Raw genomic sequence first — 12,993 nt, 5'->3', positions numbered from 1 at the left:
GCGGGCGTTTGCCGTTACCATCGTCGACCTGCGATGAACGACCAACGCCACGAAAGGACCACCATGACCGTCAACGCCTACGGCGCCCACGCCGCCGACAAGCCGCTCGAATCCCTCGCCATCACCCGCCGCGCGCCGGGTCCGCACGACGTGCAGATCGAGATCGCGTACTGCGGCGTATGCCATTCCGACCTGCACACGGTGAAAGCCGAATGGGCGGGCACGGTGTATCCCTGCGTGCCGGGCCACGAGATCGTGGGCCGCGTGTCCGCCGTCGGCGCGCACGTGCACGGATTCCTCCCCGGCGACCTCGTCGGCGTCGGCTGCATGGTCGACAGCTGCCGGCACTGCGCCGACTGCGAGGACGGCCTGGAAAATTATTGCGACGGCATGGTCGGCACGTACAACGGACCGACTGCCGACGCGCCGGGCCACACGCTGGGCGGCTATTCGGAGCGGATCGTCGTGCACGAGCGCTATGTGCTGCGCGTGCGTCATCCGGAGGAGCAGCTGGCCGCCGTCGCGCCGCTGCTGTGCGCGGGCATCACGACGTATTCCCCGCTGCGCCACTGGAACGCAGGACCGGGCAAGACGGTGGGCATCGTCGGCATCGGTGGCCTGGGGCACATGGGCATCAAGCTGGCCCGTGCCATGGGCGCCCACGTCGTCGCGTTCACGACGTCCGAATCGAAGCGCGGCGATGCCGCGGCGTTGGGCGCACACGAGGTCGTCGTGTCGCGCGATGCGGCGGCGCTGGCCGCGCGGGCACGGAGCCTCGACCTGATCGTCGACACGGTGGCTGCGCCGCACGACCTGGACGCGTATCTCACGCTGCTCAAGCGCGACGGCACGATGGTGCTCGTGGGCGCGCCGGCCACGCCGCATCCGTCGCCGCAGGTGTTCAACCTGATCATGAAGCGGCGCGCGCTGGCCGGCTCGATGATCGGCGGGATCCCGGAAACCCAGGAGATGCTGGATTTCTGCGCCGAGCACGGCATCGTCGCGGACATCGAGATGATCCGCGCCGACGAGATCAACGGCGCGTACGAGCGCATGCTGCGCGGCGACGTCAAGTACCGCTTCGTGATCGACAACGCGACCCTGGGGGCCTGACGATGCAGTCCCCGGTGTCGATCCTTCCCGGCCGCGCCGCGCAGGATGCGCCCGCGGCGTGGGGCGCCGTGTTCGCGCTGGCGCTGGCCGCGTTCGCGCTCGTCGCGTCCGAGTTCATGCCCGTCAGCCTCCTGAGCCCCATCGCGGCCGACCTGCGCATCAGCGAGGGGCAGGCGGGGCAGGCCATCGCCGTCTCGGGCGCGTTCGCACTCGCGACGAGCCTGTGCATCGCGCGGCTGGCCGGTCGCCTCGACCGCAAGGTGCTGCTGCTGGGCCTGTGCCTGACGATGATCGTGTCCGGCGCGATCGCCGCGTGCGCGCCGAATCACGCCGTGTTCATGGCGGCCCGCGCGTTCATCGGCGTGGCCATCGGCGGCTTCTGGTCGCTGTCGGCCGCGACCGCGATGCGGCTCGTGCCGGACCACCTCGTGCCGCGCGCGCTCGCGATCGTCAACGGCGGCAACGCACTGGCGACCGTCGTCGCGGCGCCCGCGGGCAGTTTCCTCGGCGCGCTCGTCGGCTGGCGCGGCGCGTTCTTCGCCGTGGTCCCCGTCGCGGCGGTGGCGTTCGCGTGGAAGTTCGCGAGCCTGCCCGCGCTGCCCCCCGCGGCAGGCGCGAAGTCCGCCAACGTGTTCGTGCTGCTGAAGCGCCCGGCCGTCGCGTACGGCATGGCGGGCGTCAGCGTGTTCTTCATGGGGCAGTTCGCGCTGTTTACGTATCTGCGTCCGTTCCTCGAAGGGGCGACGCACGTCGGCGTGGCGGGCCTGACGGGGATGCTGCTCGCGATCGGCGTGGCCGGCTTCGTCGGCACGACGGCCATCGGTGTCTTCCTCGATGCCCACCTGTACCGCACGCTCGTCGTCATCCCGCTCGTGATGGCCGCGCTCGCCGGCGCGCTCGTCGCGTTTGGCGGATCGGCGCCCGTGGTGGCCGTGCTGCTGGCATTGTGGGGGCTCGTCGCGACGGCCGCGCCGGTCGGCTGGTGGACGTGGCTCTCCCGCACGCTGCCGGACGACGCGGAGGCCGGCGGGGGCCTGATCGTCGCCGTCGTCCAGCTGGCGATCGGGCTCGGCGCCATGCTGGGCGGCGTGCTGTTCGATGCGTGGGGCTACCGCGCGACGTTCGGCCTGGGGGCCGTGCTGCTCGTCGTCGCGGCCGCGCTGGCCGGCAAGGCCGCGCGCGCTTAGAATCACGGCATGGCACGCGACAACCTCAGCGACATCCTCGTCTTCCTCGCCGTTGCGCGCGAACGCAGCTTCACGCGTGCGGCCGTCAAGCTCGGCATGACGCAATCGGCCCTCAGCCACACGATCCGCGCGCTGGAGGGCCGGCTGGGCGTGCGGCTGCTCACGCGCACGACCCGCAGCGTCTCGCCCACGGAAGCGGGCGAGCGGCTGCTGCAGAACGTGGCGCCGCGGCTGGAAGAGATCGACGCCGAGATCGCCGCCGTCAGCGAGCTCGGTGACCGGCCCGCCGGCACCGTCCGCATCACGGCGACGGACCACGTGATCGACAACGTGCTGTGGCCGCGCCTGGCCGCCGTCCTGCCGCAGTATCCGGACGTTCACGTGGAGATCAGCGCCGAATATCGCATGGTGGACGTGGCCGCGGAACGCTACGACATCGGCGTGCGCTGGGGCGACCAGGTCGAGAAGGACATGGTCGCCGTGCGCCTGACGCCGGACGCGCGGACGATGATCGTCGGCGCGCCCGCGTACTTCGCGCACCGCCCCGTCCCCACGTCGGCGCGCGACCTCGTGAAGCACGACTGCATCCGCCTGCGCCTCGCGGGCGGTGGCCTGTACGCGTGGGAGCTGCACGACGGCGCCGAACCGATCGAGGTGCGCGTCGGCGGACAGTTCACGTTCAACGGCGTCTACCAGATGCTGGAGGCGGCGCTGAGCGGCTGCGGTCTCGCGTTCCTCACCGAGGACGTGGCCGGGCCACACGTGCGCGCGGGACGCCTCGTCAGCGTGATGGAAGACTGGTGCCACCCGTTCCCGGGCCTGCATGCGTACTACCCGAGCAGCCGGCACGCGTCGCGCGCGCTGGCCGTCGTGCTGGACGCGATCCGTCACAAGGATTGAGGCGCCAGGCACACGAGCTTGATCTCGAGCTGCGCCGCGACGAGCAGCGTCGTCTGCACGAACCCGAGCTCCCCGCGCACGGGATGCCTGAACCGGCGCTCGCCGCCTTCGCGGTGCAATACGTCCTGCTGGTCCCAGCACTGCGCGAACAAGGTGCTGTCGCGCCGTAGCCCGTCGACGAGTGCCTGCATGGCCGCGTCGGCCGGGCGCCGGTGGAAGTCGGCCCGGAATTCCGCGGCGAGCCGGCGCGCCCGCGCTTCCCACCCGACGATGAGGTCGCGTGCGGCCGCATGGAGGAAGACATAGCGCAGCAGGTTGCGGTCGCCGGCGTCGTCGTCGAGCCAGCCGGCGAACAGCGCGGCCGCAGCTTCGTTCCATGCGCGCGCCGTCCACGCGTGGTCGAGCAGGTACGCCGGCGCGCTCACGAGCGCCGGCAGCGCGAGCAGGGCGGGCGCCAGGCCGTCCGAGTGGTCCATTGCCGCGCGCGGGTCCTTGCGATCCGCGAGGTCGAACAGCGACGCGCGCTCCGCAACCGACAGCTGCAGCGCCTCCGCGAGCCGCCCCAGCGCCGCGGCGGACGCCTGCACGTCGCGGCCCTGTTCCAGCCACGTGATCCAGGTGACGCCCAGGCCGGCCGCATCGGCCAGTTCCTCGCGGCGCAGGCCCGGCGTACGGCGCCGGCCGCCGGGCCTTGCGGGTGTCAGCCGGGCGCGGTGGGCGCGGATGAAGGCGCCGAGCAATTGGCGCCGGTGTGCATCGTGCATGGTGCTCCTTATACCAGGATAACTAGGCTCCTTGTAACAGGAAACGGGCTGCCCGACAATGGGTTTTCTTTCCACGACCGGAGCCGCCATGGATACCGCCACCCCCGCAACGCACGATGCCACCGTCCTCGAACAATACGATTCCCGCGCGCAGGCCTACCTGGCCAGCGCCGTCCACGCCGCCGGCGCCGACCTCGAGCGGATGGCCGCGCTGGTCGGCCGTCGCCCGGACGCCATCGCACTCGACATGGGGTGCGGCGGCGGCCACGTGGCGTTCCGCCTCGCGGGCCTCGTCGGCACGGTCGTCGCGTACGACCTGTCGGCGCCGATGCTGGACACGGTCGCCGCGGAAGCGCAGCGGCGCGGCCTGGAGAACATCGTGACGAAACAGGGCGCGGCCGAGACGCTGCCGTGCCCCTCCGCCGCGTTCGAGGTCGTCGCCACGCGCTACAGCGCCCACCACTGGGGCGCGTTCGCGGACGGGCTCGCGCAGATGCGGCGCGTGCTGAAGCCGGACGGCCTCGCGCTGTTCACGGACGTCGTGTCGCCCGGCGTGCCGTTGCTGGACACCTGGCTGCAGACGCTGGAATTGCTGCGCGACCCGTCGCACGTGCGCAATGCGTCGGTCGCCGAGTGGCGCGCGACGCTGGCGTCCGTTGGCTTCGCCGTGGAAGACGTCGTCACGTACCGGCTGCGCCTCGAATTCGGGCCATGGATCGAGCGCATGCGCACACCGGACGTCCACGTGGCCGCGATCCGCGCGCTGCAGCGGCGCGCGCCCGCGGAGGTGCGCGACCATTTCGCGCTGGCGGACGACGGCAGCTTCACCGTCGACACGGCGCTGGTCGTCGCCAGGGCCTGCTGAACACGGTCAGCCCGTGAGGCGGTCGATGCGCAGCCGCTGGCGGTCGTCGGACAGCGCGCGCACGGCCAGCAAGGCGGCGCCCACCGAGGACAGCCCGCTGGCGCCGGCCAGCAGGAACATCAGCAGGATCTGGTATTTGACGGCGTCCATCGGGTCCATGCCGGCCAGCAGCTGGCCCGTCATGATGCCGGGCAGCGTGATGATGCCGGCGGCCGACATCTGGTTCGCGACGGGGATCATGCCGCGCCGCGTCGCGCTGCGCACCAGTGGCCCGAGCGCCGTGCGCAGCGGCGTGCCGAGCGCCAGGCGCGCCTCGATGCGGGCGCGCTCGCGCTGGACGCCGTCGAGGATGCCGTCCAGCGCGAGGCTGGCGGCGTTCAGCACGCTGCCGAGCACGATGCCCATCAGCGGGATGGCGTAGCGCGGCTCGTACCACGGCGTCGGCCGCACGGCGGTCGCCAGCGCCAGCAGCACCGTCGCGAAGCCGGCGCACGACACGACGGCGGCGCTGATCCGGTAATTCATGTGATGTGCGAGGCGCTGGCGCGGGCGGGTGGCCACCTCGCGCGCGGCCGCGGCGATCATGAAGAGGACGACGGCCAGTGTCGCCGGCGCGGACGCCGTCGCGAACACGTGGCGCAGCACGAGGCCCACGATCGTCAGCTGCGCCACCATGCGCACGGCGGCGACGAGGATCTGGCGGTGCAGGCCGAGGCGCAGCGCGAGCGACAACAAGGCGTCCAGCACGATGAGGAGGGCGGCCGCGAGCAGGTCCCACGTACCGAGGTGCACGGCGTTCATCGCGGCTCCCCGTCGGCCGTCAGTTGGCCGTCCTCGAGACGGAAGACGCGCTGCGCGAGGCGGCGCGCCTGCTCGGCCGCATGCGTCACGACCAGCATGGCCATGCCGTGCGCGAGCCGGTCGCGCAGCAGCGCCTCCACGCGCGCGACGGCGTCCGGGTCGAGAGCGGCCGTCGGCTCGTCCAGCAGCAGCACCTGCGGCCTACGCGCCAGCGAGCGGACGAGGGCGAGGCGCTGGCGCTCGCCCGTCGACAGGCGCTCGATCGGCGCGTCCAGCAGCGCGGGCGCCAGGCCCAGCGCGGACAGCGTGCTTTCCACGAACGGCAGGTCGGCAGCGGCGAAGTGGGCGCGCACCGTCGGCTCCCACCATGCCGGTTCGGCGGCCTGGTAGACGACCAGCGCGCGCCAGTCGGGCGCCGGCATCGACGTGGCGGCGCGGCCGTCCAGCAGCGCGTCGCCGTCATGCGGGTCGAGGTCGGCCAGCATGCGCAGCAGGACGCTCTTGCCCGCGCCGGACGGGCCCTGGATCGCGATGCATTCGCCCGCGCGTACGTCGAACGTGAACGGTCCGCCGAACGGCGAGCGCAGGCCGCGTACCGCGAGGCGCGCGGGCGCTGCGCCCGTCGTGCACGCCAGGTCGCTCACGAGCGTGCGGCGGCCCGGATCAGGTCGAACGGCGAGGCGTCGGCAACGAACGAGCGCGAATTCAGGAGGCTCATGTCGAAGTGGCCGAAGCCGCTGTGGCCGGCCTGGCGGTCGTGCCAGTGGCGCAGCGGTGCCTCGTCGGCGCCGAACTGCGCTTCCGCCTCCAGCTGCCGCACGCGCGCGGTGAGCGTCGCGACGGTGCTGCGCAGCGCGGCCAGTTCGCGGTCGCGTTCGCGCAGCGCGTGCTCGTGGTCGAGCCGGAGCTGGCGCAGGCGCTCGTCCGTGTCCGCATGCAGCCGGTCGGCCAGCTCGTCGACGAGGGCCTGCAGCGCGCGGCCCGTGTCTTCGCGGCGCGTGCCGGCGTCGCCGTCCTCGTTGCGCAGCTCCTTGACGTATTTGTGGATGGTCGACTTGGAACCGATGTCGCCCAGCGCGTGGCGCAGCGCGTCCACGGACGGATGGCGCCCTTCCGCCAGCAGGCGGTCGCGGGCTTCCCTGACCTGAGATTTCGTGAGTCCGCTGCGTGCCATCCGTTGCTCCGTGGTTGCCTGCGCCGATCAGGAACTGGCCTGATTCACCAGTCCGCGGTGCTGTGCGCGATTCAGTTTCGGATGCACGACCGGGACGGTCAGCATTGTACTGCCGACCGCCATCAACAGGAGCGCCGTGAACGTTTCGTTCGTGATGATCTGCTTGTCGAGCAGGATGTTGGCGAAGATGATCTCGATGAGACCCTTCGTCTGCAGCAGCCAGCCGATGATCGACGCTTCGCCGTCCTTCCACTTCAGGAGCTTGCCGGCGACGTGGGCGCCGGCCAGTTTGCCGCCGACGGACGCGAACAGCAGCAGGCCGGCCGCGAAGAAGACGGCGTAGCCGCCCAGGTCCCATTTCGTGCGCAGGCCGGTGCTCAGGAAGAAGACGGGCATCAGCGCAAGCAGCACGTTCTGGAACAGGGTATCCAGGTGCTCCTGCTTGAACCAGTCGGCATCCATCACGACGCCGGCGAGGAACGCGCCCACCATGAAGTGCAGGCCGGCCCAGTCGGCGCCGAACGAGCAGGCGATCAGCCAGATCAGCGCCACGTACCAGCGGTCGCTCTGCCCGATCCGTGCCATCAGGCGGCGGAACACGAACGTCAGCACCGCGAACGCGGCGAGGAAGCCCAGCTGGCGGCCGATGCGCTCCCAGTCCAGCAGGATGAGGGCAAGGACGCCCCAGATCGCAACGTCGTCCAGGCTGCCGTAGCGCAGGATGCGCTGGCCCATCGGCAGGCGCAGGATGTCGAGTTTCTGCATCAGCAGCACGAGGATCGGCAGCGCCGTCACGGCGCAGGCCATCCCCGTGCCCAACGTGAATTGCCACGGCGCTGCCTTCGCGCCCATCCAGCCGGGATAGCCCATCAGCAGCGCGGCGGCCGCGCAGCCGAACAGCAGCGGGGTGCCCAGCGCGAGGCCGGCCGTCGTCGCGCTTTCGCGGCGGTAGGTCCACGCCTTTTTCAGGTCGAGCTCGATACCGGCCAGCATCACGAACAGCATGACGCCCCATTGTGCGATGCCGTTCAGCGTCTTGACGACGTCCGGGTTGAACACGAACCGGTGGTAGTCGGGGAAGGCGGCGCCCAGCACGCCGGGGCCCAGCAAGACACCCATGATGATCTGGACGATGACGAGCGGGGCAAAATAGTCCGTGCGGCCCAGGCGCCAGACCAGATAGGGCACGACGAATATGATCAGCAATGCAAGCAGAAAGATTTCCGTGGTACTCATACGTCTCCTCGTTTATATTACGTAATTATGTAATGAGCGAATCGGTATCCTAGCGGGAAATCTGCGATATGAAAAGGTTTTCATACCTGTCAGAACAACGAGGTCGTGTCGTTTCCGCATGGCCGCGAAAAAAATCCGGCGCCCCGCCCGCCTGGTACTAGTTGATGCTCTACAATAGGTGTTCGGTCGCGTGTCACTAGGCGTTCGTGCCTGCGCGCGCAAGCATCAGGAACTCGGATCAATGCTTCACCTGCACAACTCGGCACGCCGCCATGCGCTGGCGCTCGCCTGCCTGGCCCTGTTCGCGGCGCCGCATGCCTTCGCCGCGCCTGCCGCGCCCGGCGTCTACCTCGAGGACCTCACGTCGCCCGAACTGCGCGACCGCATCGCGGCCGGCACGACGACGGCCCTCGTGCCCATCGGCGGCACGGAGCAGAGCGGTCCTCACATCGTCCTCGGCAAGCACAATGTCCGCGCCCGCGTGCTGGCGGGACGCATCGCCGCGCGCCTCGGCGATGCCGTCGTCGCGCCCGTCGTCGCGTACGTCCCCGAAGGCGCGATCGCGCCGCCGGCCGGCCATATGCGGTTCGCGGGCACCCTGTCGATCCCGGACGCCGCGTTCGAAGCGCTGCTGGAAGCGACGGCGAAGAGCCTGTGTCAGCATGGCATCCGCGACGTCTTTTTCCTGGGCGACCACGGCGGCTACCAGAAGAACGAACAACTTGCCGCCGCGCGCGTGAACCGCGCCGGCGGTTGCCGCGCCCACGCGCTGGCGGCGTACTACGATGCCGCGACGGCGGGATTCTTCGCCGACCTGAAGCGGCGCGGCTTCGCCGACGCCGAGATCGGCACGCACGCGGGCCTGGCCGATACGGCGCTGTCGCTGGCCGTCGACCCGGCGCTCGTGCGGCCGGCGCAGGTGGCGGCCGGTGCGCGCGGCGGCGCGAGCGCAGGCGTGCACGGCGATCCGAGCCGCGCGACGGCGGAACTGGGCCGGATGGGCGTCGAGCGCATCGTCGACGCGTCCGTCGCCGCCATCCGCGCCGCCCGGCAGCCGGCATCCGATCCGACTCCGAATTCAACCAAACGAAAGTAAAGAAGCCATCGTGTCATCCAAAGTTACCGTTGGTGCCGTCCTGGCACTGTCCGTCCTGGCCGGTGGGGCCGTCGTCTCGCGTGTCGGCGTTGCCTCCGCGCCGCCCGCGGCCGTGAAGCCCGCTCCAGCCATCGCCACCGTCACGACCGTGGCCGGCATGCCGCCCGTCGTCGATGCGCGCAACCTGTACAGCGAGATCGGCCCCACGCACCTGAGTCCCGCCGTGAAGGGCGACCTGGAACGCATCTACGTGCCGAACCTGCGCTCGAACGACGTCAGCGTCATCGACCCCGCGACGATGAAGGTCGTCGACACGTTCAAGGTGGGCCGCAGCCCGCAGCACGTGATCCCGTCGTGGGACCTGCGCACCTTGTGGGTCGCGAACAATGCCGAGCGCCACGGCGACGGCAGCCTCACGCCCATCGACCCGCGCACCGGCAAGCCGGGCGCGAACGTCACCGTGGACGATCCGTACAATATGTACTTCACGCCGGACGGCAGGTCGGCCATCGTCGTGGCCGAGGCGCGCCACCGGCTCGACTTCCGCGATCCGCACACGATGGCGATGCAGTACGCGATCGAGGTGCCGCAATGCGGCGGCATCAACCACGCCGACTTTTCGATCGACGGCCGCTACGCGCTGTTCACGTGCGAGTTCGACGGCAGCCTCGCGAAGATCGACCTCGTGAACCGCAAGGTGCTGGGCTACCTGAAGCTGTCGATGCCGTCGACGCGCTTCCGCGAAGGCGTCGACCCGACGGCGCCCGGCGCCACCGAGATCTGCTCGGCGAAGAAGGGCATGCCGCAGGACATCCGCAGCTCCCCGGACGGCAAGCGCTTCTACATCGCGGACATGGACGCGGACGGCGTGCACGTCGTCGACGGCGACAACCTGAAGGAAATCGGCTTCGTTCCCGTCGGCATCGGCACGCACGGGCTGTATCCGAGCCGCGACGGCAAATTCCTGTACATCGCGAGCCGCGGCACGCACCGCATCCACGGCAAGCGCAAGGGCCCGGGCAGCGTGGCCGTGCTCGATTTCGCGACTGGCAAGATCGTCGCCAACTGGCCCGTGCCGGGCGGCGGCAGCCCGGACATGGGCAACGTCAGCGCGGACGGCAAGTGGCTGTGGCTGTCGGGGCGCTACGACGACGTCGTGTACCGCATCGACACGAAGACGGGCGACATGCAGAAGGTGAAGGTCGGCGGCGAACCCCACGGCCTGACCGTGTGGCCGCAGCCGGGCCGCTATTCGCTGGGCCACACGGGCAACCTGCGCTGACCCCGGCGTCCGGCGTTGGCGGAGCGGCAACGGTTCGTTGCGCATCGGCCACGTATCGACGAAAACGGATCAATACAGACCTGGTTCATTTCCACATGGATCGGTCTGTTTCTATAATCCAAGTACCTTCCGTTTTCATCGCCCCCCATGTTTAAAAATGTCACCATCAAAACGCGCCTGATCTTCGTGATCGCGCTCCTCGGTTTCGAATTGATCGTCGGTGCCACCGTCGGCATTGTCAGCCTGGGCCAGGCGAACGGCCGCATGCAGGCGATGTACGCCAACCAGCTCGTGTGCCTCGGCCAGCTGGACAAGGTCGTGCGCAGCATGAACCTGAACCAGCTGGCCCTCGCGCGCGCGCTCACGGTCGAACCGTCCAAGGTCCCCGCGCTGCTGGCCGACGTCGAGCGCAACGATGCCGTCATCGACGAGCAGTGGAAGATATATTCGGCCACGGAGATGGTGGACGGCGAAAAAGAGGCCGCCGATCGCTTGCTGCGGGCGCGCGCCAGGTTCGTCGCCGACGCCCAGCGTCCGCTGGTGGAGGCGCTGCGCGCCGGCGACGTGGCGCGCGCGACCGCGCTCGTGCACGGCCCGATGATCGAGGTGTTCGCGCCGGTCCGCGCGGCGATCAATGCCCTGATCCAGTTGCAACTGGACGAAGCCGCGAAAGCCAACGACAAGTCGCGGTCGACGTACGAGATGGTGCGTCTCGTCTGCCTGTCCGGCGTGGCCCTGGGCCTGATCCTCGCCGCCATCGTGGGCGCCATGCTCGTGAAGGGGATCGTGCATCCGCTGGACGAAGCCGTGCGCATTGCCGGCGCCGTGGCCGCCGGCGACCTGACGCAGGACATCCGCGTCCGCGCCAACGACGAGACGGGCCACCTGATGCGCGCGCTGAGCGACATGAACGCGGGCCTCGCGCGTCTCGTGGGCCGCGTGCGCGCGGGCACCGACACCATCGCGTCCGCGTCGGGCGAGATCGCGAGCGGCAACCTGGACCTGTCGACGCGCACCGAGCAGCAGGCCGCGTCGCTCGAGCGCACCGCCGCGTCGATGGAAGCGCTGACGTCGACCGTCCGCCAGAACGCGGACAACGCGCGCCAGGCCAACGTGCTGGCGCAGTCGGCATCCGCGGTGGCCGCGAAGGGCGGCACGGTGGTGACGCAGGTCGTGTCGACGATGGGTGCGATCAATACGTCGGCCACCCGCATCGCGGACATCATCGGCGTCATCGACGGCATCGCGTTCCAGACCAACATCCTCGCATTGAACGCGGCCGTGGAAGCGGCGCGCGCGGGCGAGCAGGGCCGCGGGTTCGCCGTCGTCGCGTCCGAGGTACGCAACCTGGCGCAGCGCAGCGCGGCCGCGGCCAAGGAAATCAAGGGACTGATCGCCGACTCCGTGCAGAAGGTCAATCACGGCTCGGCGCTCGTCGACCAGGCCGGCGCCACGATGGGCGAGATCGTCGGCAGCATCAACCGCGTGACGGACATCATGGCCGAGATCATGGCGGCCAGCCAGGAACAGTCGGTCGGCATCGAGGAAGTCAACCGCGCCATCGTCCAGATGGACCAGACGACCCAGCAGAACGCCTCGCTGGTCGAGGAGGCCACGGCCGCCGCCCAGGCACTGCGCGAGGAGGCGGAAAGCCTGGCGCTCGCCGTCGGCGCGTTCCGGCTCGATGCGCAGGCGCCCGGCATGCGCCGCACCGCCGCGACCGACCCGGTCCGCATGCTGACCGTGGCGTAGGGGATACCCGACAGCGCGCGTGCGGGAGCACCGCTGGCGCCGCCCGTACGAGCGGAGCAGAATGGGAGATCCGATCGACACTGACAGGAGGCTTCCATGGACGACAAGGTGGCACTGGTAACGGGCGGTACGCGCGGACTCGGCAAGGCGATCGCGCTGGCATTGCGCGAACGCGGCTGCAAGGTGGCCGCGACCTGGCATGGCGACGAGGCCGCGGCGCGGCGGCTGGAGGAAGAGGCGGGGATCGCCACGTTCCGCTGGGACGTGGCCGATTTCGATGCCTGCCGCGCGGGTGTCGCGCGCGTCGCCGAGCGGCTGGGGCCGGTCGACGTGCTCGTGAACAACGCGGGCATCACGGCCGACGCGATGTTCCACAAGATGGACGAGGCCCAGTGGTGGAACGTGCTGCGCACGAATCTCGGGTCGATGTTCAACGTGACGCGCCAGGTCATCGAAGGCATGCGCGCCCGCCATTACGGGCGCATCGTCAACATCAGCTCGATCAACGGCCGCAAGGGCCAGATGGGCCAGAGCAACTACGCGGCCGCGAAAGCCGGCATCTTCGGCTTCACGAAATCGCTGGCGCTGGAAAACGCGGCGCACGGCATCACCGTCAACGCGGTGGCGCCCGGCTACTGCGACACCGACATGGTGGCGAAGGTCAAGCCGGAAGTGCTGCAGGCGATCGTCGCCGGCATCCCCGTCGGCCGCCTCGGCACCCCGCAGGACGTGGCGCGCATGGTTGCGTTCCTGGCCGACGAGGCCGCGGGCTTCGTCACCGGGGCCACGTTCGACGTCAACGGCGGCCAGTACCTGGCCTGAC

The 12,993-nt window shown here is 70.1% G+C and carries 13 protein-coding genes; 8 read left to right on the top strand and 5 right to left on the bottom strand.

What is annotated here, in order from left to right; genetic code table 11:
* Nucleotides 1-63: 63 nt before the first annotated feature.
* The 3 genes from HAV22_RS00895 to HAV22_RS00885 are packed head-to-tail and all read left to right on the top strand — an operon-like array spanning nt 64 to nt 3,200.
* Nucleotides 64-1,113: an NAD(P)-dependent alcohol dehydrogenase gene (locus tag HAV22_RS00895; protein ID WP_166856326.1), complete on the top strand. Its 1,050-nt coding sequence runs from the start codon at nt 64-66 to the stop codon at nt 1,111-1,113.
* 2 nt (nt 1,114-1,115) lie between these two features.
* The gene (locus HAV22_RS00890; protein ID WP_166855558.1) at nt 1,116-2,300 is read left to right on the top strand and encodes an MFS transporter; all 1,185 of its coding nucleotides are present in this window, start codon (nt 1,116-1,118) and stop codon (nt 2,298-2,300) included.
* Between the two features lie 9 nt (nt 2,301-2,309).
* On the top strand, nt 2,310-3,200 hold the full coding sequence (locus tag HAV22_RS00885) for a LysR family transcriptional regulator (RefSeq protein WP_166855556.1): 891 nt from the start codon (nt 2,310-2,312) through the stop codon (nt 3,198-3,200).
* Here HAV22_RS00885 and HAV22_RS00880 read toward each other — a convergent pair.
* Complete coding sequence (locus HAV22_RS00880) at nt 3,188-3,964, bottom strand: helix-turn-helix domain-containing protein (protein WP_166855554.1); 777 nt, start codon at nt 3,962-3,964, stop codon at nt 3,188-3,190. The genes HAV22_RS00885 and HAV22_RS00880 overlap by 13 nt on opposite strands.
* Nucleotides 3,965-4,052: 88 nt before the next feature.
* Between HAV22_RS00880 and HAV22_RS00875 the strand changes: the two genes are divergently transcribed.
* Complete coding sequence (locus tag HAV22_RS00875; RefSeq protein WP_166855552.1) at nt 4,053-4,829, top strand: class I SAM-dependent methyltransferase; 777 nt, start codon at nt 4,053-4,055, stop codon at nt 4,827-4,829.
* A 6-nt stretch (nt 4,830-4,835) separates the two neighbouring features.
* On the opposite strand, the gene HAV22_RS00870 is transcribed toward HAV22_RS00875, so the two are convergent.
* From HAV22_RS00870 to HAV22_RS00855, 4 genes are read right to left on the bottom strand one after another with little or no spacing between them, the layout of a single operon-like run.
* Nucleotides 4,836-5,630, bottom strand: coding sequence for an ABC transporter permease (locus HAV22_RS00870; protein WP_166855550.1), 795 nt, complete (start codon nt 5,628-5,630; stop codon nt 4,836-4,838).
* The gene (locus tag HAV22_RS00865) at nt 5,627-6,274 is read right to left on the bottom strand and encodes an ABC transporter ATP-binding protein (RefSeq protein ID WP_371869497.1); all 648 of its coding nucleotides are present in this window, start codon (nt 6,272-6,274) and stop codon (nt 5,627-5,629) included. The genes HAV22_RS00870 and HAV22_RS00865 overlap by 4 nt, the downstream gene beginning before the upstream one ends.
* A complete protein-coding gene (locus tag HAV22_RS00860; protein ID WP_166855548.1) occupies nt 6,271-6,804 on the bottom strand; it encodes a DNA-binding protein in 534 nt (177 codons plus the stop codon). Before HAV22_RS00860 ends, HAV22_RS00865 begins: the two co-directional genes overlap by 4 nt.
* A gap of 27 nt (nt 6,805-6,831) precedes the next feature.
* Complete coding sequence (locus HAV22_RS00855) at nt 6,832-8,040, bottom strand: cation:proton antiporter (RefSeq protein ID WP_166855546.1); 1,209 nt, start codon at nt 8,038-8,040, stop codon at nt 6,832-6,834.
* Nucleotides 8,041-8,281: 241 nt separating this feature from the next.
* Here HAV22_RS00855 and HAV22_RS00850 point away from each other — a divergent pair, with 241 nt between their 5' ends.
* The 4 genes from HAV22_RS00850 to phbB all read left to right on the top strand — a co-directional run bounded on the left by HAV22_RS00850 (nt 8,282) and on the right by phbB (nt 12,992).
* A complete protein-coding gene (locus HAV22_RS00850; RefSeq protein WP_166855544.1) occupies nt 8,282-9,136 on the top strand; it encodes a creatininase family protein in 855 nt (284 codons plus the stop codon).
* Nucleotides 9,137-9,293: 157 nt separating this feature from the next.
* Nucleotides 9,294-10,418, top strand: coding sequence for a YncE family protein (locus HAV22_RS00845; RefSeq protein ID WP_208296022.1), 1,125 nt, complete (start codon nt 9,294-9,296; stop codon nt 10,416-10,418).
* A gap of 147 nt (nt 10,419-10,565) precedes the next feature.
* On the top strand, nt 10,566-12,170 hold the full coding sequence (locus HAV22_RS31590) for a methyl-accepting chemotaxis protein (protein ID WP_166855540.1): 1,605 nt from the start codon (nt 10,566-10,568) through the stop codon (nt 12,168-12,170).
* A 96-nt stretch (nt 12,171-12,266) separates the two neighbouring features.
* Nucleotides 12,267-12,992 (top strand): acetoacetyl-CoA reductase, encoded by a 726-nt coding sequence (gene phbB / locus HAV22_RS00835; protein ID WP_166855538.1) that lies wholly within the window; start codon nt 12,267-12,269, stop codon nt 12,990-12,992.
* Nucleotide 12,993: the final 1 nt, after the last annotated feature.

This window comes from Telluria antibiotica, from assembly GCF_011682055.1.
Taxonomy (GTDB): Bacteria; Pseudomonadota; Gammaproteobacteria; order Burkholderiales; family Burkholderiaceae_D; genus Telluria; species Telluria antibiotica.
This window is presented reverse-complemented; position numbering and strand designations above follow the sequence as displayed.

Bases quoted from the DNA above. Each gene is read 5' to 3' on its own strand.
- phbB (WP_166855538.1), top strand. From the start codon at position 12,267: ATGGACGACAAGGTGGCACTGGTAACGGGCGGTACGCGCGGACTCGGC.
- HAV22_RS00880 (WP_166855554.1), bottom strand. From the start codon at position 3,964: ATGCACGATGCACACCGGCGCCAATTGCTCGGCGCCTTCATCCGCGCC.
- HAV22_RS00885 (WP_166855556.1), top strand. From the start codon at position 2,310: ATGGCACGCGACAACCTCAGCGACATCCTCGTCTTCCTCGCCGTTGCG.
- HAV22_RS31590 (WP_166855540.1), top strand. From the start codon at position 10,566: ATGTTTAAAAATGTCACCATCAAAACGCGCCTGATCTTCGTGATCGCG.
- HAV22_RS00895 (WP_166856326.1), top strand. From the start codon at position 64: ATGACCGTCAACGCCTACGGCGCCCACGCCGCCGACAAGCCGCTCGAA.
- HAV22_RS00845 (WP_208296022.1), top strand. From the start codon at position 9,294: ATGCCGCCCGTCGTCGATGCGCGCAACCTGTACAGCGAGATCGGCCCC.
- HAV22_RS00890 (WP_166855558.1), top strand. From the start codon at position 1,116: ATGCAGTCCCCGGTGTCGATCCTTCCCGGCCGCGCCGCGCAGGATGCG.
- HAV22_RS00855 (WP_166855546.1), bottom strand. From the start codon at position 8,040: ATGAGTACCACGGAAATCTTTCTGCTTGCATTGCTGATCATATTCGTC.
- HAV22_RS00875 (WP_166855552.1), top strand. From the start codon at position 4,053: ATGGATACCGCCACCCCCGCAACGCACGATGCCACCGTCCTCGAACAA.
- HAV22_RS00850 (WP_166855544.1), top strand. From the start codon at position 8,282: ATGCTTCACCTGCACAACTCGGCACGCCGCCATGCGCTGGCGCTCGCC.
- HAV22_RS00860 (WP_166855548.1), bottom strand. From the start codon at position 6,804: ATGGCACGCAGCGGACTCACGAAATCTCAGGTCAGGGAAGCCCGCGAC.
- HAV22_RS00870 (WP_166855550.1), bottom strand. From the start codon at position 5,630: ATGAACGCCGTGCACCTCGGTACGTGGGACCTGCTCGCGGCCGCCCTC.